Origin of the sequence: Streptomyces spirodelae, assembly GCF_017676385.1 — a bacterium.
Lineage (GTDB): Bacteria > Actinomycetota > Actinomycetes > Streptomycetales > Streptomycetaceae > Streptomyces > Streptomyces spirodelae.
Genome location: NZ_JAFFZN010000018.1, coordinates 50813 through 70040, shown reverse-complemented (window position 1 = coordinate 70040; position 19228 = coordinate 50813). Strand labels below are relative to the sequence as shown.

Genomic DNA, 19228 nt, shown 5'->3' with positions numbered 1-19228 from the left:
GTCCGTGCCGGGGACAGTCTGTCCGAGACGCGACGGCGAATCCAATGGATCATCAGGAATCGGCCGCCGCGGCCCTGAGGGCGTGCCGCGCCAGCTTTCCGGTGGACGTGCGGGGCAGCGCGTCGACCAGACGCAGTACCCGCGGCTGCTTGTAGCGGGCCAACCCTGCGCGCAGATGGCCGCGCAACTCCTTGCGCAGGACCTCCTCTTCGGCGGCTTGCGGGTGGGGCCTGACGTAGGCGACGACCTCGGTCGTTGCGTGCTCGCCCGGTACGCCGACGACGGCGCACTCCGCGACGGCGGGGTGCCGCAGCAGACAGTCCTCGATCTCGGTGGGAGCCACCTTGAGGCCGCCGACCTTGAGGATGTCGTCGGAGCGTGCGACGAAGGTGAACTGGCCGTCCGCGTCCTGGCTGAGCTGGTCGCCGGTGCGCACCCAGCCACCCACCATGGTGGCGAGCGTGGCGGGCTGGTTGTTCCAGTAACGGGCGGCGTTGGCCTCGCCGCGTACCCACAGGTGGCCGATCTCGCCCGGTCCCAGCACCCGGCCGTGCTCGTCGCGCAGTTCGGCCTCGAAGCCGGGGACGACGGTGCCGCAGCCGCCGGGCGGGGTGCTGCCGGGTTCGGCCGCGATGAAGATGTGCAGGCACTCGGTGGAGCCGAGGCCGTTGACGATGTCGGCACCGGAGAGCTCCCGCCACTGTCCGGCCAGCCCCGCAGGCAGGGGTTCACCCGCCGATACGTACCGGCGCACACTGGTCAGATCGACGTCGCCACCACTGCGGCGGGCGACGGTCAGCATCGCGGAGTAGAGCGCGGGCACCGCGCACAGCACGGTGGGGCGGCACCGGGCCACCAGGCGCAGGACCCGTGCGCCGTCGGCTGACTCGGGCATCAACAGGGTGGCGGCGCCCGCCGCGAGCGGGAAGAGGAAGGAGTTGCCGAAGCCGTACCCGAAGGACAGCTTGGCGGCCGACAGGCACACGTCGTCGCGGGTCAGCCCGAGGCGCACCGGGAAGGTGCCGAGCACCGCGAGCAGCCCTCGGTGCAGGTGGACGACGCCGCGCGGGGTGCCCGTGCTGCCGGAGGTGTACTGGATGACGGCCATGTCATCGACGCTGACGGGGGCGACGGGACACTCGTCGGACGCGGCGGCCAGCCGCTCTCCGAGGGTGGGTTCGGGGCCCTCGTGCCGCTCCCCGGGGGCCTCGGCGACCCACACCTGCCCGGGCCGGGCGGCACCGGCGACTCCCGCGGCGCGAGACGCGGCTTGTACGTCGGCGATCCGGCCGGGGCCTGTGACTGCCAGGCGCGGGCGACAGTCCGCGAAGATCCGCGTGTAGTCCTCGGTGGTGAGCTGGGTGGCCAGCGGCACGGGTACGGCACCCAGCCGCAGCAGCCCGAGCACACAGGCGAGGTGGTCGGGGCTGTCGGGCAGGACGAGCGCCACACGTGTCTCGTATCCGACCCCCGCTGCGGCGAACGCGTTGGCGGCGCGGCACGCCCTGCGGTGCATCTCGCGGTAGGTGACGCGTTCTGTCTCGGTGAGCGCACAGAGCGCTTCGCCGTGGCCGGCCGCCAGATGGTCGTCCAGGAAGCGGTGCACGCTGTTGCCGTCGGGTGGCGGCACGATGTCCGGGGTGCCGTCACGTGCGGGGGCGCCGGTGCTGGTGCGGGTGCCGTCGCTGGTGCGGGCGTCGTCGTTCGTGCGGCCGTCGTCGCTGGCGCGAGCGTCGTCGCCGGTGCCGGTCGTCATACGGAGTGACCTCTCTCGTGGGACGGGCCGGTGGAAGGTGTGCCGGTGCGAGACCTGCCGAACAGGAGTGCCGCCGTACAGCCGCCCGGCCCGCCTGGCTCGGCGGGTTCGGAGGTCAGCACCAGGGCCGTGTCGTCGGGCAGCGTCCGGTGGTGCAGGCCGAGCACGGTCAGCGCGGCCTGCACCGCGCCGGTCGCCCCCGCGCAGTCCCCGAAGGCGGCGTCGACGGCCGACACGGGAAAGGCGGGCGCCAGGGGCGCTCCGGGTGCGCCGCGTGCGAGTCCGGCCTCGTGCAGCGCGGCGTGCGCCGCCCGCTGGCCGGGGCGGGTTACGGGCGGCCCGAAGGCGGAGCCCGCGCCCAGCACGCGGGCCAGTGGCCGCGCTCTCCGCGCCCGGGCCGCCGCCTCGTCCTCCAGGACCAGGACCACGGCCGCTTCGCCCGCGACGGCCGTGAAGCCGGGAGCGGGCGGATCGGTGGCGGGGCCGGGACCTTGCCCGGTCCGGCGGCGCGCGGTCAGCTCGGCGTAGCCCAGGACCTGCACACCGCCGGCGAGCATGGTGGTGGCGGCGCCGGAGCCGATGGCGCGGGCCGCCGCGGCCAGTGCGTCGAGGCCCGCCGCGCGCCCGGTGGCCAGGGTGAGGTTGGGCCCGGCGGCTCCGGTGAGGATCGAGACGGCGGAGGCCGGTGCGTTCAGTCCGGTCTGTGGTCCCTGGGCCGGGTTGACGCCGCTCACGCCACGCGCGAGCCGGGCGGCGAACAGCCCCGCGTAGTCCTCGAGACCGCCGCTGGTGGTGCCGGCCGCGATCCCCACCGACGGGTCCTGCTCCCAGGAGGCGGCCAGCCCCGCGTGCCGGCAGGCGTCGACGGCGGCGACGCCGAATGCCCTGCTCTGTGCGCTCAGCGTCCGTATCCCGCGGCTGCCCAGGTGTTCGGCCGGATCGTACGGCGCGAGCGCGGCCAGCCGCACCGGTGCTGTGGGGGGCTGTCCCGGGGGCGCGGGCAGGGTCCGTTCCTCCTCGCGGCGTGCGGGTGCGCCGTCCGCGGCACGCCGCAGCAGCGCCTCGTGCCCCAGCCCTGCCGAGGTGAGCGCCCCGACGCCGGTGACGACCACACCGGTCACCACCGCTCCTCCGCACCGGTCGTGCCCTCGGCGCCCTCGGCCGCGGCGCCGGGACGGGTGAAGACCACGCAGCAGTTGTTGCCGCCGAAGCCGAAGGCGTTGTTGAGGACGGCACGCAGCGGCCGGCTCAGGGGCCGCTCCCGCACGAGCTCGAAGTCGTAGGTGAGGCACCGCGGATCGGGCGCGGTCACATTGGCGGTGGGCGGGACGACACCGTCGCGCAGCGCGAGCACGCACGCGGCGGCGGCGAGAGCTCCCGCCGCGCCCTGTGCGTGTCCGAGCAGCGACTTGAGCGCGGTCACCGGAAGCGGCGCGTGCCGGTGACCGCCGCCGAAGACCTCGGCGAGCGCCGCTGCCTCGACGGCGTCGTTGGCCGGCGTGCCGGTGCCGTGCGCGCTGACGCAGTCGATGTCGCCGGGGCCGAGCCCCGCGCTGCGCAGCGCGGCGCGCATCGACCGGATGGCGCCGTGCCCCTGAGGGTGCGGCGCTGTCATGTGGTGGGCGTCGGAGACGTTGCCGTGGCCGGCGACGACGGCGTGCACGGGGGCGCCCCGCGCACGGGCGCTGTCCTCGGCCTCCAGCAGCAGCACGGCCGAGCCCTCGCCGAGCAGCAGGCCGGCGCGGTGGGTGTCGAAGGGACGCACGACGTCCGGGGAGAGCGCCCGGAAGCTGGTGAACATCAGGAACATCGCCTCGGACAGTTCGTCGGTGCCGCCCGCCAGCATGGCGTCGGCCCGGCCCTCGGCGACGGCGTCGGCGGCCAGCGCCACCGCGCCGTTGCCCGCCGCGCAGGCGGTGGGCAGCAGCACATTCGGCCCGTACAGCCCGAAGCTGGCGGCCGGTAGCGCGCTGATCCGCGACGGATTGTGCGCGGGCGGCGCCAGGCCACCCGAAGGAGGGTGCGGCACCGGAGCCGAGACGGGCGCGGACGGTGTGCCGCGTGCCTGCTCCCGGGCGTACGCGGCACGCAACGGGGCCTCGATACCGGGCCTGTTGCCGACGACGATGCCGAACGAGGCACCCACCCGGGTGTCGTCGTACGGACCGGTGAGCCGGCCGTGCCCGTCGGCGAGGCCGCCGTCGGCCAGCGCCAGCCGGGTGGCCGCCAGCGCGAAGGACTCGCTGCGGGTCAACGGGCCGTGCCCGTACGCTTCGTCGGGCCAGGGCGGCGTCCACTCGCGTATCTGTCCGCCCCGGTGGGTGAGGCAGTCGCCGGTGTCGAAGAGGGTGACGTCACCGGTGCCCACCCGCCCCTGCCGCACGGCGGCCCAGAACTGGTCGGCGCCGGTGCCCAGCGCGGAGACGACTCCGATGCCGGTGACGACGACCCGGCGGCCGAGGCCCTGCCACATTCACACCCCCAGGGCGCGCCGGGTGACGTCCACGGCGGCCTTGATCGAGGTCATCTCCGTCTCGTCGGCGACGGAGAACTCCACGCCGAGCCGGTCGCGGAGCGCTGCGACCAGCTCCAGGCGCAGCAGCGAGTCACCACCCGCCGTCTCGAAGTCGGTCTCGTCGGCCAGCTCTTCGGGTTCCAGTTCGAAGATGCGCAGCGCGGTCTCCCTTACGACCGCGCGGATCTCCTGCTCCGTCCTGGGGGTCGTCATCCGGTCCTCTCCTCTCGTTCCTGTGCGTACTCGGCCCCGGCGGGCGGCCCTCCCGGCCGCGGAGGGCTGCCGCGTACCAGCGCGGCCGCGGTGCGCACGGTCTCGCGGCGCACTCCGCCCGACCAGTGGAGGCGCTGGGTGGTCACGGCCCAGAAGGCGAAGCTCGCCACGAGCCCTGGGACCAGCTCCCAGCGGGGCGCGTACAGCGGCGCGGCCACCAGCAGGGACAGCACCCAGTACTGGTAGAAGAACTCCCGGGTCGCATGCCGCTGACCGGGCGTCGCCGCCCGCCACAGACAGCGGCCCAGCGCGGCGGCCACCGGGATCAGCAGCAGCCACAGCCAGAAGCGCGGCGGGAAGGCGCCGGCCAGCACGAAGACGGCGACCAGGACGTAGGTGGAGCCCACCATGGCCGCCGCGAGCCAGGCGCCGTGCCGCCGCAGCAGGTCGATCCACGCGCTGTGGTAGCCGATGCTGGCGTCGCCGGCCAGGTCGGTGAGGTCCTTGGCGCCGCCCAGCGCGAGCAGGGTCACCATGCCGACGGCGAAGAACGGCAGTCCGTACCCGGCGAGGTCGCGCAGCACCTCCGCGTCCCAGTGGTCCTGCGCCAGCACGGTGCCGATCACGAACGTGCCGCCGAAGTGGAAGGTCAGCAGCAGCGGGGCGAGCCACCGGTTGCGGGACAGGCGCAGCCCGTAGGAGTAGTTGACGCCGCTGAAGCCCGCGAGGAAGAGGAACAGCGCCAGCCACCGGTCCGGGTGTGCCACGAGCAGTACGACGTCCAGCGCCAGTACGGTTCCCCAGCCCACCAGGGCCGCGCGCCGCAGCAGCGGGAAGCCCGCACGGTGGCACAGTGCGGTGCGCTCGGGCCGGTTGATCTCGTCCTCGGCGCGGTCGGCGAGCCGGTTGAGGGACTCGGTGCCGAGGCCGTGCGCGCACCAGTAGACGGCTCCCAGAGCCACCCACTGCCAGCGGGCCCGCCCTTCGGCGACGAGGGCTGTGTAGTAGGGCAGGAAGTACAGCGTGGTGAACCGGACACTGGTGGCGCGCAGGATCGCGCCTGTTCTGGTCAAGAGATCGCAACCCCTGGTGTGGACTGCTGCTGCAGCGGGCCGGCCCGGCCGCCGGGCGACCGGCGGACGGTGTGAGCGGCGTCAGCCGGCCCGGTGGGCGACGCCCGCACACAGCGCTTCGAGGGTGTCCCTGGCGGGTCCTTCGGCCAGCGGTGCGAGCGCGGCGCGGGCGCGCGCGATGTAGGCGTCCAGCCGTTCGCGGGTCCGGTCGACGGCCGGGTGCCGACGGAGCAACTCCGTTGCCTCGGCCCGTTCCTGGGCGGTGAGCGCCGTGCGGCGCTGCGCTCCGGGGAGGGGGCCGAGCAGGGCGCGCAGCCGCTCGCTGTCCTCGCCGGTACCGCTGAGCGCGTACAGCACAGGGAGCGTCGGCGCGCCCTGGAGGAGGTCGGTGCCCTGGCGTTTGCCGGACCGCTCCTCCTCGCCGAAGAGGTCCAGCAGGTCGTCGGAGATCTGGAAGGCCACTCCGAAGGCGTCCCCGTACTCCTCCAGCGCCCGTACCGTGGTCTCTCCGGCGCCCGAGGTGAGGGCTCCGAGGCGGACACAGGCGCGCAGCAGCGAGGCGGTCTTGTCGGAGACCATGGTGACGTAGTAGTCGGTCGGGTCCTCCCCGTCGGCGGGTCCGGTCATCTCCCGGATCTGGCCGGTGACCAGCCGTACGAAGGTGTTGACCTCCAGCCGTGCCTCCTGCTGGGGCACGGCCGCCAGCAGGAGGAAGGCCTGCGCGAAGAGGAAGTCGCCGGTGAGGATGGCGACCGCGTCGCTCCAGCGCGCGTTGACGCTGCTGCGGCCCCGTCTGAGCGGGGCGCCGTCCAGCACGTCGTCGTGGCAGAGCGCGGCGGCGTGCACGAGTTCGCAGGCCGCGGCGGCACGCAGCACGTCCGGGTCGTCCGGGTTCCCGAAACGGGCGGCGAGGAGTGTCAGCATCGGGCGGTAGCGTTTGCCGCCCGCGTCGATCAGGTGCTGGGACGCCTCGCGCAGCAGTGGCGCTTCGGAGTCGATGGAGTCGTGGATGAGTTCTTCGACGACGGCCAGATCGGCCTTGAGTCCGCTCGCCAGCTCCTGGTCCGTCAACGGTGGTCGTCCCGCTAACGAAGCATTTCCGGCATGCTGCCCTGAGCCCACACCTTCCCCCTGTCTGTCCAATGACCCGTCTCGGCGCACCCGCGCCCGAGGCGGCGACAGGAGGGAGACAGTCGATTCGAACGTGACTGGTGCCTCGGTCAGAGTACGGAACTCACGTGCCGGGCAACAGGGGTTCGAGTGCGGCGGGATGCTTCTCGGTGCGCAACGGGCTCACGTCAGCCCGCGGCCCCGGTGGCGGTGAGGGCCGCGATCACCCGCTCGAGCTGTGCGGAAGGGGCGGGAGCGCCGGGCCAACTGGTCATCAGCAGATGGTGCGCCGTGGCGACCAGCGCGAGGGCGAGGCCCTCGGGGTCAGCGTCGGCCGCCATACGCGCCAGCCGCTGTTCGGCGGCCAGGTAGCCGGCGACGGACTCCTGGACGGCGGCGAAGCCAGGGGCCCCGGCGGCCATCGCCTCCCGGAAGCGCGCTGCGGCGCCCGGGCGGGTGAGGGCGAGCCCTGCCATGGCCGGGCCCGCGGAGGTGAGCAGCGCGGTGGCGACGGTGGTCAGGTTCGCGGCGACCGTGCCCTGACCGGCCCGCCCGGGCAGTTCGGCGGCGAGTGCGGCAGTACGCGCGAAGCGGTCCAGGACGAGCTCGGCGACGAACTGATCGAGTCCGTCCGCGAAGTGGGTGTGCAGCATCCCCTTGGCGCAGCCCGCCTCGTCGGTGACGGCCCGGCTGGTGAGCGCGCCGGGACCGCCTCGGGCCACGACGCGTTCGGCGGCTGCGAAGAGGCGTTCACGGATATCGGGTACGGCCACGCCACGCGGCGACATAAGGGACCTTTCGGAAGGATGGGCGGCTGTGGATGGACAGTTTGGGCGTGTGCCCATACTGTGCAGCTCACAGCTTTGGGCGCACGCCCATACTAGGCGCTACGGGAAGTCGGGTTCGCCATGCAGCAGATCGTCAACACCGAGCAGGCCCAGGCGTGGAACGGCGCCGAGGGCACCCACTGGGCCCGCAACCAGGAACGCTGGGACGCCGTCAACGAGGGGTTCAACGAGCCGCTGCTGGACGCCGCGGCGCTCACGCCTGGCGACACCGTCCTGGACATCGGCTGCGGCGCGGGAGACACCACCCGGCTCGCCGCCCGCCGCACCCCCGAGGGCCGGGCCACCGGCGTCGACCTGTCACGCCCCATGCTGGAGCGCGCCGAGGCCACCGCACGCGCCGAGGGACTGGACAACGTGTCGTTCGAGCACGGCGACGCCCAGGTCCACCCGCTGGCCGGACGCGACTTCGACGTCGCGATCAGCCGCTACGGCGTCATGTTCTTCACCGACCCCGTCGCCGCGTTCCGCAACATCGGCAGCGGCCTGCGCGCCGGGGGGCGGCTCGCCTTCATCTGCGCGGCGGGGGCCGAGCGGAACGAGTGGCTCCAGGTACTCGCAGGGCTCCGCGCGCACCTCCCGCTCGGCGGATTCGGGGAGACCGGCGGGCCGGGCATGTTCTCGCTCGCCGAGCCGGCGCGGGTCCGCGAAGTCCTGGCGGCAGCCGGGTTCGCGGACATCGGGGTGGAGCTCACCGAAGCAGCCGGAAGGTGGGGAGAGGGTGCCCAGGACGCGGCCGACTTCCTGTTGAGCTCGGGACCGGCCCGCCATCTGCTGAGCCAGGTGGACGAGGAGAGCGGCGAGCGGGCCCGCCGGGAGCTGATCGAGCTGCTGCGGCCGCACGAGGACGCCGCGGGAACGGTACGGCTGCGCAGCTCCGCCTGGCTGGTCACCGCCGCACTCGGTGACAGGTAGGAATTTTCCTACGTATAGTGGAGGGCATGAACATCACGCACGCCAAGACCGTCACCCTGCCCGTCTCCGACCAGGAGCGGGCGAAGGACTTCTACGTCGACGCGCTCGGCTTCCGGGTGCTCGCCGACCAGCGCATGGGGCCGGTCCGCTGGCTCCAGGTCGCACCGCACGGAGCCGAGACCAGCTTCACGCTCGCCTCCGCCGAGCAGGGCTTCACCCCCGGCAGCGTCAGCGGCCTCATCCTGGAGACCTCGGACCTCGACGCCGACTGCGCCGAACTCTCCAGGGCCGGGGCCGCCGTCGAGGGCCCGCACGAGCTGCCGTGGGGCCGCCAGGCCACCCTCACCGACCCGGACGGCAACAGCTTCGTACTCGTCGAGCCGGCGCCCGCACCGGCGAAATCCGGGTCCTGAGCCGATGCGCACCACCGAAACCGAGGGCGGGAAGGTCTTCGCCGCGCTGGCCAGCCCGGTGCGCCGCGAGGTGCTGGGGCTGCTGCGGGAGCAGGGGCCTCAGCCGGTCACCCGGCTCGCCGCACACTTCGCCATGGCCCGCCCCAGCTTCTCCGAGCACCTGCGGGTGCTCCGGGAGGCCGGGCTGGTCAGCGAGACCAGATCGGGCCGACAGCGGCTGTACCGGCTGGAGGCGGCCCCACTGCACGACGTGCAGGAGTGGCTGAGCCCGTTCGAGAGGTTCTGGCGCGAGAAGCTCGGCAACCTGCGCGACCTGCTCGACACGCTTCCGGACGAGGAGGACCCACCCGGCAACGGCGACACCCGCGGTGTCGGCGATGCGCAGAGGCACGGCGACACCCGTGGGGACGATGGGCCATGACCGACGACGAGGCGACGAACAGCGGTACGGCTGACGGTACGGCCGACGACGATCCGGGCACCGTGCGGGTCGACCAGTTCCTGGCCCATCCACCCGCCAAGGTGTGGCGGGCCCTGACCGAACCGGGGCTGATCGAGCAGTGGCTCATGCCCTGCGACTTCCGTCTCGAGGTCGGCCACCGCTACACCATGCGGGCCCGGCCCATGCCCGCCACGGGGTTCTCCGGCACCGTACGGGCCGAGGTGCTCGCCTTCGAGCCCGAGCGCATGCTGCGCGTCGGCTGGCGCGACGCGGACCCCATGAGCCCGAGCGGCGCCGACTGGACCATCACCTGGACCCTGCGGCCGGAAGGGCGCGGCACCCGGCTCTTCCTTCTCCACGAGGGCTTCGACCCCGACAACCCGCTCCAGCAGCGGGCCCGCAACGCGATGGGCGGCGGATGGAACTCCCTGGTCAAGCGCCGACTGGCGGAATTCCTCAGCCGGCTGCCCGCCGGCTGACCCACCGAAACAGGCAGGAACCCCTCATGTCCGACACAGCAGACCACTACGCCCACCTCGCCGACGCCTTCCTGGCCCGCGTCCGGGCCACGCCCGACGACCGGTGGGACGCGCACAGCCCGTGCCGGGGCTGGACGGCCCGCGATGTCGTCGCGCACGTCATCAACGGACACCGCGGCATCCTCGCCGCCGTCCATGGCGCTCCGCCCTCCCCCGCGCACGGCGTCGGCGTCTCACCCATGGCCGAGGCGCCCGCCGTGGAGCCGGGCGCCGACCTGGCGACCGCGTTCCTCGCCTGCCGCGACGACATGGTCGCGATGCTCCGCGACCCCGAGCAGGCCGACCGTCCGCTGCCCGGCGGACCACTCGGACCGGTGCCCGTGGAGGTGGCCGTCGAGGTGATCGGCTCCCTGGAACTGCTGGGCCACGCCTGGGACCTGGCCCGCGCCACCGGAGGCGACGAGATACTCGACCAGGACGCCGTCACCCGCACCCATCAGGCGCTGGTCCCGCATCACGCGGCACTGCTGTCCACCGGGGCCTTCGACCGGAGCCTCCCGGCGCCGGAGGACGCCGACGCGCAGACGGCCTTCCTCTGCTTCATCGGACGGCGCCCCTGACAGGTTCATCGGACGGCGTCCCCGACAATAGCTGTACCTACTAGTATGTACGGCACTGCGGTGCTGACAGGTGCCGCCCGTCCCGTGAAGGAGAGCCGCCCATGCCCTTTGTCCGTATCGACGCGTTGCGGGCCGACGGGCAACGACTCGACGCCCTCGGCCGGGCCGTGCACGAAGCGCTGGTCGAGACGATCGGAATACCGCCCGACGACCGGTTCCAGGTCCTCGTCGGCCACGACGGCACCCACAGCACGCTGGCCTACGACAACTACCTCGGCGTGCAGCGGGACGAGGGCATCGTCTATGTGGCCATCACCATGCGCTCCGGGCGGACACCCGCTCAGAAGCAGGCCATGTACCGGCGGATCGCCGAGCTCGCCCACAGCTACGCCGGAACGGAACCCCGCAACATGTTCGTCACGGTCACCGAGAACCAGTCGGCCGACTGGTCCCTCGGCAACGGCCTGGCGCAGTACCTCTGACTCGTCGTCACGGCAGGTCCTGACCTGTTCCGGAGGAAGGACGACCGGCGTCGGCCCCGGTGGAGCGGGGGCCGACGGCCGGGAGCAGGCGGAGCTTCTCGTCGTCGGCCGAGCCGGGGGTGGCCGTATAGACGAGGAGCGTCTGGGCCTGGTCCGGGTCCAGGAGCACCTGGCAGTGCGTCTCGATCTCGCCCAGCTCGGAGTGGCGGAACCGCTTCGGTTCCACCCGTGGGGCGCCGATCTCATGGGCGCTCCAGTACCGGGCGAACTCCTCGCTGACCTCCAGCAGCCGCTCCACCAGCAGCTCGGCGCGGCTGCCCGTGCCCTGCCGGGAGTAGGCGGCACGGAGTTCCGAGGCGAAGAACCGGCTGTGCCGGGGGTGGTCCTCCTCGGGGAAGATCAGCCGTGCGGCCGGGTCGGTGAACCACCGGTAGTACGTACTGCGCGCCGCACCGGTGTACCGGGTCTCGTCGCCCAGCAGGGCCGCTGCAAGAGGCGTCTGCCACAGCGTCTCGGCCAGTTCGTTGATCACCTGCGCCGGTGTGTCACCGAGACGGCCGATGATCCGCATCAGTCCGGGCGAGATGTGGTCGGAACCCGACCGCGGGGGCGGGTTGTGCCCGGCGATACGGAACAGATGGTCGCGCTCGGCGAGCGACAGGTGCAGGCCCCTGGCGATCGCGGCCAGCATCGGCGGCGAGGGCTGCGGGCCACGCTGCTGCTCCAGGCGGCTGTAGTAATCGGTCGACATACCGCTCAGGGCCGCCGCCTCCTCGCGTCGCAGCCCCCTGGTGCGGCGGCGCGGCCCACGGGGCAGGCCCACATCCTCCGGCTGCAGCGCCTCCCGGCGTGTCCGCAGGAAGTCCGCGAGCTGTGCTCGGTCCATTGTCGATGCTCCCTGTCCCGTTCCGGCGTTCCAACCTTCCGGGGCCCGGCGTTCCGGCGTTCCGGCGTTCCGGCGTTCCGGCGTTCCGGCGTTCCGGCGTTCCGGCGTTCCGGCGTTCCGGCGTTCCGCTCACAACAGCATGCCGCCCGATGCCTCGACGCGCTGGCCGGTGATCCAGGAAGTCCGCTCGTCCAGCAGCGCCGCGGCGGCGGCTCCGATGTCGTCCGCCTCCCCGACCCTGCCCATCGCGGTGAGCGAACCCAGACCGTTCCTGGTCTCGAGGTTGTCCCGGACGGCCCCGCCTCCGAAGTCGGTCGCCGTGGCGCCCGGCGCGATGACGTTGACGGCGATGCCGCGCGGCCCCAGTTCCTTGGCGAGATAGCGGGTCAGCACCTCGACAGCGCCCTTGGCCGCAGCGTACGCGGAGGTCTCGGCAGCGATGAAACGGGTCAGCCCGGTGGAGGTGTTCAGAATCCGGCCGCCGTCCTTGAGCAGGGGCAGCAGCGCCTGGGTGAGGAAGAAGACGCCCTTGACGTGGACATCCATCAGAGCGTCGAACTCCTCCTCGGTGGTCTGTGCGAACGCCTTGTAACTGCCGTGCCCGGCGTTGTTGAGCAGGATGTCGAAGTCCTCGCGCTCCCAGTGCTCCTTCAGCAGGCCGCGCACGGTCTCGGCGAAGGCCGGGAACGCGGCGGGGTCCGAGGCATCCAGCGGCAGTGCGACGGCCGTCCGGCCCATGGCGCGGATGCGCGCGACGACGTCCGCGGCCTCTTCGGCGTGCGAGCGGTAGGTGAGCAGCAGGTCGGTGCCCGCCTCGGCCAGGTGCAGCGCCGTGCTGCGTCCCAGTCCGCGGTTGGCGCCGGTGATGAGGGCGATGCGAGCCATGCCGTGTTCTCCGTTCGGTGGTGGGTTCTTGCACTTCAACGGTGCGCCGACCGGAGAACGGGAGGAAGGCAGCGGTTGTCAGGGGATCGTCGGTCCCCCCTTGGGCTGCCGCGGGGTGCTCGGGAAACAATCTCCGTACACCGTGAACTATTCCGTCCGCCCTGTCATCGAAAGCCGGGCAGCTGAGAACGCTGTGCCCGGCCCGACGGCGGGCAGTACGAGCAGGGAGTCGACGACAGCATGGCACCGGACGCGGAGATGACGCACAGCGCGAAGAGGGCGGCGGGTCCCCGGCGGGAGACCGCAGGCCCGGGAGCCGGTGCGCGCGAGTGGCGTGACCGCGTCCGCCGGCCGGGGAGAGCCGCGGCTGCCACGACCACGCTGCTGGCGGCCGGTGTGCTGCTGACCGGGTGCGGTGACAAGGACGCCGCCGCCTCGAAACCCCGCCGGGTCGTCGGTGACGCCACACCGGCCGGTGTCGCCCCGCCCGGCAGCACGAAGGGCGGCGGCAAGGAGGACGACAGCGCCACGGACGGCAAGAACAGCGACAAGAAGAAAGGCAGAAATGACGGCGAGACGAAGGGCCACGGCTCGAAGTCCTCCGCAGCGGCGTCGCGGGGCGCCGAAGGGTCGGCGGGCGGTTCAGACGGCCCCGGGGGTGCCGGGGCCGGCGGCGACGAGGGCACGCTGCCCGGTTCCGGCGGAGCGGGTTCTGTGTGCACCACCACCGATCTGAGCGCTTCCATAGGCCCCAACAGGCCGGGCGCCGGGCAGAACCACTACGCCCTCGTCTTCACCAACAAGTCGGGCAGGACCTGCACGGTGAGCGGCTTCCCGGGGTTCGCCTTCATCAACGCTTCCGGTGACCAGGTGTCGGTGCCCCCAAAACGCGAGGGCAGCGCTTCGCAGCCGGTCGAGCTCTCCTCGGGAGCGAGCGCCTGGGCTCCGCTGTCGTACGCCAACCCGGCGATGACCGGCACTCGGACCGTCACCCCGGACGCCGCCCTGCTCACCCCGCCGGACCAGCGGGCATCCCTCCGGGTCGACTGGACGGGCGGTCCCGTCACGGCCGACGGCGACGCGTCGGTGCCGAAGATCGGCCCCCTCAGACCGGGTAACGGCAACTGAGGGGGCCGTCAGGCCGCGGGGATCAGCGGGCGCCCGGCTCCGGGCGCAGCACCACCGGCAGGGTCTCGTGGCCGTTGCTGATCAGCGAGGGGACGGGGCGCAGTTCCTCGGCCGGGACGCCCAGCCGGGCGTCGGGGAAGCGGGCGAAGAACTTCTCCAGCGCGGTGGTGGCCTCCAGGCGGGCCAGCGGGGCACCGAGGCAGAAGTGGACACCGTGGCCGAAGGCGAGGTGCTCGGGTCCTGGCGCTGTGCGGGTCATATCGAAGACGTCTGCCGTCTCGCCGTGCCAGTCGGGGTGCCGGTTGGCGGCCGCGTAAGAGGCCAGGATCGGCTCGCCCTTGGCGATCACCTGTCCGTCGGGCAGCGGAATGTCGTTCACCGCGAAACGCAACGGCAGGTGCTTGACGGCAGGTTCGAAGCGGAGCGTCTCCTCGACCACGTCGGACCAGCCGGCCCTGCCCTCCCGCACCAGTGCCAGCTGCTCGGGGTGGGTCAGCAGGACGGTGATGGCCTGGTCGAGAAGGTTGACGGTGGTCTCGTAGCCCGCGCTGATCATCAGCAGCAGGGTGTCGCGCAGTTCCGCCTCCGAGAGCGCGGAGCCGTCCCCCTCCTCGTCCCGCGTGTCGATGAGGAGCGAGGTCATGTCCTCGCCCGGCCGCTCCCGCTTCTCGGCTATGAGGTCGTCCAGGACCGCGTAGAGGGCGGCTGTGTTGGCGGCGGCCTCGTCGGGGCTGAGGGTGGTGGCGAAGACGTTGTCGACCAGTTCGCGGAAGCCCTCGCGGCGCTCCTCAGGAACGCCCATCAGATGACAGATCACCTGGATGGGGAGCGGGTAGGCGAACAGCTCGCGCACGTCCGCCGCCTCACCCTCGGGGGTGCGCTCCAGCACGTCCAGCAGGTCGTCGACGATGCTCTCGACCCGCTCGCCGAGCGCGGCGATACGCCGGGCACTGAAGGACGGTGCCACCATGCGGCGCAGTCTGCGGTGATCACTGCCGTAGGAGGTGAACATGTTCTCCACCGCGACCCACAGCGCCAACGGCCAGGTGGGGACGGTCTCGGCGAACTGCGGCCAGTGCTGCCGCGCGTCCTTGGAGACGTCCGGCCCGGTCAGCAGCTTCTTGAGGAGGGCGGGGTCGCTCACCGACCAGGCGGTGACGCCGAGGAGGTCGACACGGGTTGCCGGGCCCCGCTCGTGCAGGGCCTTGTGCTCACCGTGCGGGTCACTGCCGGTGGGGTCGAGAGTCAGAGGCTCGGAAACAGACACGGTGAGTTGCAATCTCCGTTCGGGGCGGTTAGTTGACGCGGTGACAACTGCCAACAGTACGAGCGGATCAAGCGTCCGTGTAGAGGGCGGAACACACAAGATCATCTCACGGTGAATCGGCTCACGGCCACGGAAACACAGCCGTCGCGGACCGGGCGCGGAGCCGGAGCCCCGGCCCGGGCTCCCGGCCCCGGACTCCCGGCTGCACGCCCGGCGCGGTTTGCCGGGCCACAGGGCGCCCCGGCCCGGGTCTGCTGTCAGTCGCCGCCCAGGGTGACGGCACCGCCCAACACCTTGCCCAGCACCTGCTCCGCGACCTCGAGGGCGACCTGCTCACGGGGCGTCATCTTGCCCCGCCCCTGCTCGGCTGCTTCGGCGGGCGCGACGGCGAGCGCGGTTGTCGCCACGAGCGTGGCCAGGACCGGTGCGGATCGACGGAACATGGGTGCTCCTCAAGGGTGTCTCGGACAGTGCGCGATCCAGCGTCCGAGATGTGCCACCGAGCGGGCGCACGGCCGGTCCGCTGATGCTGCGAAAGGACCAATCCGCGCCACTCCTGCGGCTGTCCTGCCCGCCTGCTGTTCGACTCCGCTGTACTGCCTGCCTATTGTTCGACGCCGCCGAGAAGCCGCTCCGCGCGCTCCTCCACCAGCCGTACGGCGCCGGGCTGGCGGCCCGGTACCCGGCGGCGCAGGAGCACCAGCTCCGGGGCCAGCTCGCGGGCCGTCTCCCCGTCCTCCAGGCACTGCCACTGGTGATGGGCACGGTCGACGGCGCCTTCCACCTCCATGGCGTTCTCCGCCTCGCCGCGTTCGAGGCGGCCCCGGGCCACCCGCAGCCACAGTTCACAGCTGCGGGCCGGATCTCCGGCCAGGCGGGCGAGGTCGGCGCGGACCTCCACCCAGTGCAGCGCTCCCTCCGAGTCGGGCCCCTCGGCGCGCTCGGCGGCGTCCTCCCAGGCTGCAGCCAGCGCCTCGGCCTCCTCATGGCGGCCCGCACGCGCGGCGGCCATGATCGTCTCGTGCGGGTCCTCCGCGGGCTGGGCGTGTGAAGTCCGGGGCGCAGGGGGCTGTTCCGCCGGGGGTCTGGCCGCCGGGGCGGGGGCGGCGGAGGGCTCGGCGGAGAGGGAGGCGACCGCGGAGGAGGCGGCTGTGGCGGGGGCGGTCGGGGAGGCGTCGGCTGGGGCGGCGCCGGCTGCGGGCGGTCGGACAGCGTGGGGCGGCGAGGCGGGCTGGTGCGGGGCGGCAGCACCGTTCTCGGGGACGGCCGCCGCCGACGCCTGCGCTTGCGTCTGCGGTGCGTACGAGGCCGGGGCAGGCGCGTGCGGCGCGTACTGGTCGGGCGCCTGTGCGTGGTGCGGCGGGTGGTGGTTCTCGCGCTGCCAGTCCGCCGGGAGGTCCGGCTGGGGCTGGTGCTCCCAGCCGTTGTGCTGGGCGAGCGCCGCCTGCGGGACCGGCTGCGTTCCGGCCGCCGGTACCGGCGCCGCTGCCGGATACTGCGAGGGGGCGGGGAAGGCGGCGGATGCCGAGGACACGAACAGCGCCTGCTCGCTCTCCGTCGTACCGGAGACGGCAGCGGCCCGCTCGTGCAGCTCGGCGAAGGGCAGGCGGCCGCCCGCACGCCACACTCGTACGCACTCCTGGAGGTAGGTGGGTTCCACCGGTACGCTGCCGCCGCGCAGCCGGCGCCATCTCGGCCCGCGCCCCTGCCGCACTACCCGGCCGAAGACCGACACACCGGGGGCCTCCGGCAGGCCGCCCGTCTGAATCGACTCCCAGGTGCCGGGCTCCGTGGCCACGTCGAGCATGACGGTCGTCGCCCTCGGGGGCCTCATGGCCAACTCGCCTATCAGCCACTCCCAGGGAAGTCCGCTGTACCGCACCGCCGCCGAGTGCTGTCCGGGCGCCCCCAGTCCGATGTGCAGTCCGCCTTTGCGTGGGTCCTTGCGCAGCTCTCCGACGATGACGACCAGCAGCTGCCCGGACACCCCCGCCACCAGACGTACGCGTGCCAGCACCATCTGCGGGTCGACCGGGCCCACCAGCTCCACGACTCCCACACCGCCCCGGCTGCCGGCGGCGTCACCGCCCGTACCGGCCAGCGCCCCGGGCCAGGAGACCCCGCCGAGGCCGGCCACCACGACCCCGACGTCCATCAGTCCCCCGCCGACGCCCGCCATCACCAGCACACCGTCGCCCGCGCCCTCGGAGCCCACACCCGGAACCGACACCAGAACCCCCCACACACCAAACCGATCAGAACACGGACAGTTACAGCCCAAGGCCCCGGCGGGCCGTCGCCGCCGCCCGGGTCTCAGGTACCCGTGCCCGGCCAACCGGGACCCGGCAGTCGCACGCCCCTTCTGGCCTGGCAGCCGAGCCCTTCCGACAAGCGACCTCCAACCCTCCGACGGCGGAGTCCAATTCAACACGACCGCGTCCAGGTCGGCGATCCGCCTGCGGTGGGGCGGGCGGCCGACAGCGGACATTGCGGTGGATTCGGACGCCGTAACGGTTCGCCACCCCGACGGGTGAAATCCACCCCTGGAGCCGTGAGGGTTTCCCGCACCGCCCCCACGGCCGCGATCGTGGCGAGTGAACAGATGAGACGTCGAGAACGGTCACGGTATCGACGTGGACGGCCACCTTCGATCACAGAGGAAAGAAAATAGGGCTATTCCTCGTCCGATCGTTCGACGCGCAGACATCTCACGTTCCTGACGGATGCGCGTGCAATTACCGATGAATTTGCACGCTGCAGACGCACGTAGCGTCCGGCCCACTTGGAGCTGTAGCTTCCGGCTGGAGGGGGACCGTAACGGAGGGAATGGGAGGGGAAGAGAACGTTGAGCGTTCGTATGCCCTTGCCGTGCGAACACCACCGGGCCGTGGATACGGCGCGGACGGAGACCGACCGACGACCGAACGCCATGGAAACCGAACGTGAAGTGCCGGTCGAGTTCGCCGCTTTCTGTGCTCTGTACCGGCAACGGTATCTGGAGTACGCGCACAGTCGCCTGTCCGATGCGCGCCGGGCGGACAGCGCCGTGCGGCAGGCCCTCGCCGAACTGGCCGAGCAGTGGGATCAAGCGCTGCGCAGCCCGCACACCAACGCCTACGCCTGGCGGGTCCTCACCCAGCACATCCGCGCCCACGCACACCCGCCGACGCCCCAGGAGCGCAACGGGCAGGACGGGAACGGGGACGGGGACGGGGAGGAGAGGGTCCGACATGAAAAGGCCCGACAGGAGAAGGACCGGCACGAGAAGGACAGGCGGGAGGAGGAACAGCAGGAGGAGGCCGGGAGCCGCCCCGCTGAGCACTGCGAGAGCTCCCCACCGCCCCACCACGGCGGCCGCTCCTTCCTGCCCGACCACACGGACGACGCCCGCATCCTCCACCAGGACCTGGGCATGCCGCTGCTGGAGGCCACTGAGATGATGGGACACACCGCTCCCCGGCCCCGCTGAGCCGACCGGCCGCCGACGCGCCCTCGGTGCGCCTGTGCGCTCCCGTATTCAATCGGGGGCGGGGCAGCCTGCCCGCGATCGAGGGGGTGGGCGGATGCACGGCCCTGCCACGGTCGGGTGGCTGCTGGTGGCGCTCTGCGCGGTGACGGGTCTGGTGTGCGTACTGCGGTCGCGCGGCCCCGGCTGCGGGCAGCGCGTGGGCGCACAGAGCGAGGCGGCGATGGGGTTCGCCATGGCGGCCATGTCCGTCCCCCTGCTGTGGGGTGGGTCTCCTGTGCTGCACAGGGCGTCGGCCTGGGTCTTCACCGCTGTCTTCGCCGCGCTGCTGGCGCGGGAGCTGTGGCTGCTGACGGCCGACCGGCACGGGACCGCTTCCCCGCCGGCAAAGCTGCACCACCTGCTGGGCAGTGCGGCGATGACCTACATGGCGCTCGCCATGGCACTCGGCGCCCCTGCGGGAACTCATCCCGCCGGGACCGGAGGGCATCACTCCGCCCCCGGGGGCGTGCCCGTGGTGACGGGCGTGCTGCTGGCGTACTTCGCCGGATACGTGCTGTGGACGGGAGCGCGCCTCCTGCCGACGGAAGCGGGCGGTCCGGTCCCGGCGGGCGGCCCCGGCCAGCTGGAGGGCACCAGGAGCCCGAGCGCGGTACAGCACGCGCAGGTCGCCGCCGGTTGCGAAGTGGCGATGGGAGCGGCGATGTTCGCCATGCTGCTGACGGTATGAGGG

21 protein-coding genes are annotated in these 19228 nt (G+C 72.7%); 9 read left to right on the top strand and 12 right to left on the bottom strand.

What is annotated here, in order from left to right; genetic code table 11:
• Positions 1 to 52: 52 nt before the first annotated feature.
• From JW592_RS19750 to JW592_RS19720, 7 genes are all read right to left on the bottom strand, one after another.
• Positions 53 to 1756: a benzoate-CoA ligase family protein gene (locus JW592_RS19750; protein WP_209266486.1), complete on the bottom strand. Its 1704-nt coding sequence runs from the start codon at positions 1754 to 1756 to the stop codon at positions 53 to 55.
• Positions 1753 to 2877 carry a beta-ketoacyl synthase N-terminal-like domain-containing protein gene (locus JW592_RS19745; RefSeq protein WP_209266485.1) on the bottom strand — a complete coding sequence of 375 codons (1125 nt, stop codon included), beginning with the start codon at positions 2875 to 2877 and terminating at the stop codon, positions 1753 to 1755. Before JW592_RS19745 ends, JW592_RS19750 begins: the two co-directional genes overlap by 4 nt.
• Positions 2874 to 4229 (bottom strand): beta-ketoacyl-[acyl-carrier-protein] synthase family protein, encoded by a 1356-nt coding sequence (locus JW592_RS19740; RefSeq protein ID WP_209266484.1) that lies wholly within the window; start codon positions 4227 to 4229, stop codon positions 2874 to 2876. Before JW592_RS19740 ends, JW592_RS19745 begins: the two co-directional genes overlap by 4 nt.
• Positions 4230 to 4484: an acyl carrier protein gene (locus tag JW592_RS19735; protein ID WP_209266483.1), complete on the bottom strand. Its 255-nt coding sequence runs from the start codon at positions 4482 to 4484 to the stop codon at positions 4230 to 4232. It abuts the gene before it with no gap.
• Positions 4481 to 5557 carry a UbiA family prenyltransferase gene (locus JW592_RS19730; RefSeq protein WP_209266482.1) on the bottom strand — a complete coding sequence of 359 codons (1077 nt, stop codon included), beginning with the start codon at positions 5555 to 5557 and terminating at the stop codon, positions 4481 to 4483. The genes JW592_RS19735 and JW592_RS19730 overlap by 4 nt, the downstream gene beginning before the upstream one ends.
• Positions 5558 to 5638: 81 nt before the next feature.
• Complete coding sequence (locus JW592_RS19725) at positions 5639 to 6628, bottom strand: polyprenyl synthetase family protein (RefSeq protein ID WP_209266481.1); 990 nt, start codon at positions 6626 to 6628, stop codon at positions 5639 to 5641.
• Between the two features lie 227 nt (positions 6629 to 6855).
• A complete protein-coding gene (locus tag JW592_RS19720) occupies positions 6856 to 7455 on the bottom strand; it encodes a TetR/AcrR family transcriptional regulator (protein WP_209266480.1) in 600 nt (199 codons plus the stop codon).
• A gap of 120 nt (positions 7456 to 7575) precedes the next feature.
• On the opposite strand from JW592_RS19720, the gene JW592_RS19715 reads away from it, so the two are divergent.
• The 6 genes from JW592_RS19715 to JW592_RS19690 all read left to right on the top strand — a co-directional run bounded on the left by JW592_RS19715 (position 7576) and on the right by JW592_RS19690 (position 10863).
• Positions 7576 to 8427 carry a class I SAM-dependent methyltransferase gene (locus JW592_RS19715; RefSeq protein WP_209266479.1) on the top strand — a complete coding sequence of 284 codons (852 nt, stop codon included), beginning with the start codon at positions 7576 to 7578 and terminating at the stop codon, positions 8425 to 8427.
• A gap of 26 nt (positions 8428 to 8453) precedes the next feature.
• Positions 8454 to 8840, top strand: coding sequence for a VOC family protein (locus JW592_RS19710; RefSeq protein WP_209266478.1), 387 nt, complete (start codon positions 8454 to 8456; stop codon positions 8838 to 8840).
• Positions 8841 to 8844: 4 nt separating this feature from the next.
• Positions 8845 to 9261 carry an ArsR/SmtB family transcription factor gene (locus JW592_RS19705; RefSeq protein WP_209266477.1) on the top strand — a complete coding sequence of 139 codons (417 nt, stop codon included), beginning with the start codon at positions 8845 to 8847 and terminating at the stop codon, positions 9259 to 9261.
• A complete protein-coding gene (locus JW592_RS19700; protein ID WP_209266476.1) occupies positions 9258 to 9761 on the top strand; it encodes an SRPBCC family protein in 504 nt (167 codons plus the stop codon). Before JW592_RS19705 ends, JW592_RS19700 begins: the two co-directional genes overlap by 4 nt.
• Before the next feature lie 26 nt (positions 9762 to 9787).
• On the top strand, positions 9788 to 10381 hold the full coding sequence (locus JW592_RS19695) for a TIGR03086 family metal-binding protein (RefSeq protein WP_209266475.1): 594 nt from the start codon (positions 9788 to 9790) through the stop codon (positions 10379 to 10381).
• A gap of 101 nt (positions 10382 to 10482) precedes the next feature.
• Entirely contained in the window at positions 10483 to 10863 is a 381-nt protein-coding gene (locus JW592_RS19690) for a tautomerase family protein (RefSeq protein WP_209266474.1), read from the top strand.
• Positions 10864 to 10870: 7 nt separating this feature from the next.
• On the opposite strand, the gene JW592_RS19685 is transcribed toward JW592_RS19690, so the two are convergent.
• A complete protein-coding gene (locus JW592_RS19685) occupies positions 10871 to 11749 on the bottom strand; it encodes a helix-turn-helix transcriptional regulator (RefSeq protein WP_209266473.1) in 879 nt (292 codons plus the stop codon).
• Between the two features lie 129 nt (positions 11750 to 11878).
• Positions 11879 to 12634, bottom strand: coding sequence for an SDR family NAD(P)-dependent oxidoreductase (locus JW592_RS19680; RefSeq protein WP_209266472.1), 756 nt, complete (start codon positions 12632 to 12634; stop codon positions 11879 to 11881).
• A gap of 240 nt (positions 12635 to 12874) precedes the next feature.
• Here JW592_RS19680 and JW592_RS19675 point away from each other — a divergent pair, with 240 nt between their 5' ends.
• Positions 12875 to 13762 carry a DUF4232 domain-containing protein gene (locus JW592_RS19675; RefSeq protein ID WP_209266471.1) on the top strand — a complete coding sequence of 296 codons (888 nt, stop codon included), beginning with the start codon at positions 12875 to 12877 and terminating at the stop codon, positions 13760 to 13762.
• Positions 13763 to 13784: 22 nt separating this feature from the next.
• Here JW592_RS19675 and JW592_RS19670 read toward each other — a convergent pair whose 3' ends face one another.
• The 3 genes from JW592_RS19670 to JW592_RS19660 form a co-directional block, all read right to left on the bottom strand.
• Positions 13785 to 15029, bottom strand: a complete 1245-nt coding sequence (locus JW592_RS19670) for a cytochrome P450 family protein (RefSeq protein ID WP_209266470.1) — start codon at positions 15027 to 15029, stop codon at positions 13785 to 13787.
• Positions 15030 to 15286: 257 nt separating this feature from the next.
• Positions 15287 to 15472, bottom strand: coding sequence for a hypothetical protein (locus JW592_RS19665; protein WP_209266469.1), 186 nt, complete (start codon positions 15470 to 15472; stop codon positions 15287 to 15289).
• A gap of 161 nt (positions 15473 to 15633) precedes the next feature.
• Complete coding sequence (locus JW592_RS19660; RefSeq protein ID WP_209266468.1) at positions 15634 to 17259, bottom strand: hypothetical protein; 1626 nt, start codon at positions 17257 to 17259, stop codon at positions 15634 to 15636.
• 699 nt (positions 17260 to 17958) lie between these two features.
• On the opposite strand from JW592_RS19660, the gene JW592_RS19655 reads away from it, so the two are divergent.
• Both JW592_RS19655 and JW592_RS19650 read left to right on the top strand, forming a co-directional pair.
• A complete protein-coding gene (locus JW592_RS19655) occupies positions 17959 to 18498 on the top strand; it encodes a hypothetical protein (RefSeq protein ID WP_209266562.1) in 540 nt (179 codons plus the stop codon).
• A 94-nt stretch (positions 18499 to 18592) separates the two neighbouring features.
• Positions 18593 to 19225, top strand: coding sequence for a DUF5134 domain-containing protein (locus tag JW592_RS19650; protein ID WP_209266467.1), 633 nt, complete (start codon positions 18593 to 18595; stop codon positions 19223 to 19225).
• Positions 19226 to 19228: the final 3 nt, after the last annotated feature.

Excerpts from the sequence above, each read along its gene's own strand:
- JW592_RS19655 (WP_209266562.1), top strand. The coding sequence starts at position 17,959 with ATGGAAACCGAACGTGAAGTGCCGGTCGAGTTCGCCGCTTTCTGTGCT.
- JW592_RS19685 (WP_209266473.1), bottom strand. The coding sequence starts at position 11,749 with ATGGACCGAGCACAGCTCGCGGACTTCCTGCGGACACGCCGGGAGGCG.
- JW592_RS19750 (WP_209266486.1), bottom strand. The coding sequence starts at position 1,756 with ATGACGACCGGCACCGGCGACGACGCTCGCGCCAGCGACGACGGCCGC.
- JW592_RS19680 (WP_209266472.1), bottom strand. The coding sequence starts at position 12,634 with ATGGCTCGCATCGCCCTCATCACCGGCGCCAACCGCGGACTGGGACGC.
- JW592_RS19710 (WP_209266478.1), top strand. The coding sequence starts at position 8,454 with ATGAACATCACGCACGCCAAGACCGTCACCCTGCCCGTCTCCGACCAG.
- JW592_RS19705 (WP_209266477.1), top strand. The coding sequence starts at position 8,845 with ATGCGCACCACCGAAACCGAGGGCGGGAAGGTCTTCGCCGCGCTGGCC.
- JW592_RS19650 (WP_209266467.1), top strand. The coding sequence starts at position 18,593 with ATGCACGGCCCTGCCACGGTCGGGTGGCTGCTGGTGGCGCTCTGCGCG.
- JW592_RS19675 (WP_209266471.1), top strand. The coding sequence starts at position 12,875 with ATGGCACCGGACGCGGAGATGACGCACAGCGCGAAGAGGGCGGCGGGT.
- JW592_RS19715 (WP_209266479.1), top strand. The coding sequence starts at position 7,576 with ATGCAGCAGATCGTCAACACCGAGCAGGCCCAGGCGTGGAACGGCGCC.
- JW592_RS19720 (WP_209266480.1), bottom strand. The coding sequence starts at position 7,455 with ATGTCGCCGCGTGGCGTGGCCGTACCCGATATCCGTGAACGCCTCTTC.
- JW592_RS19690 (WP_209266474.1), top strand. The coding sequence starts at position 10,483 with ATGCCCTTTGTCCGTATCGACGCGTTGCGGGCCGACGGGCAACGACTC.
- JW592_RS19665 (WP_209266469.1), bottom strand. The coding sequence starts at position 15,472 with ATGTTCCGTCGATCCGCACCGGTCCTGGCCACGCTCGTGGCGACAACC.
- JW592_RS19735 (WP_209266483.1), bottom strand. The coding sequence starts at position 4,484 with ATGACGACCCCCAGGACGGAGCAGGAGATCCGCGCGGTCGTAAGGGAG.
- JW592_RS19740 (WP_209266484.1), bottom strand. The coding sequence starts at position 4,229 with ATGTGGCAGGGCCTCGGCCGCCGGGTCGTCGTCACCGGCATCGGAGTC.
- JW592_RS19695 (WP_209266475.1), top strand. The coding sequence starts at position 9,788 with ATGTCCGACACAGCAGACCACTACGCCCACCTCGCCGACGCCTTCCTG.
- JW592_RS19700 (WP_209266476.1), top strand. The coding sequence starts at position 9,258 with ATGACCGACGACGAGGCGACGAACAGCGGTACGGCTGACGGTACGGCC.